Source organism: Candidatus Accumulibacter vicinus (assembly GCF_000584955.1).
GTDB lineage: Bacteria > Pseudomonadota > Gammaproteobacteria > Burkholderiales > Rhodocyclaceae > Accumulibacter > Accumulibacter vicinus.
Map to the genome: position 1 here is coordinate 139,105 of NZ_JDSS02000006.1, position 492 is coordinate 139,596.

Here is a 492-nt window from a genome sequence, read left to right on the forward strand (position 1 = left end):
GGCAACGCCAAAGCGTGAAGTGCGGCGGAGAACAAATTTACCGTGGATGCGAAGAAGGTCGATGCGCGTTATCGCGACCTGCAAAAAGTCGCGCGCAACTTCCGTACCGTGAAAACCACCTTCCTGGAAATCCGCCCGATCTTCCTGCGCAAGGCCGATCGGCGTCCAGTTCGCGGCCCGATGGACCGTGCCCAGGAAGCGCGACGGATCAAAGCGTGTGCCCGATCTTCGCCAGATCTCCCACAGAGTGAGGCTGCGCCATCCCTTCCCGATAACGAGCCTCTTCACTCTTGTCGATCGGCCGAACAGCCAGCGCACCGAGATCACGTTCCATCTCGCAGTTATACAGATTCTCCGGGACAATGTTCAGCGGGAAAAGCAACCGATTGATTCCCCGTCCATTGCCTGAGAGGGCAAGGTCACCCTGATTTTGGGTGACGCAGCGCTTTACAGCAGGGGGCCGACTCCCTATAATTCCGCCTTCTTTCGGGC

General features: G+C 58.3%; 1 protein-coding gene. It reads right to left on the reverse strand.

The genetic code is table 11. The features are described from left to right. Positions 1-327: hypothetical protein (locus CAPSK01_RS21350; protein ID WP_273702856.1), on the reverse strand; the 327-nt coding region annotated here is incomplete at its 3' end. Between the last annotated feature and the right edge of the window lie 165 nt (positions 328-492).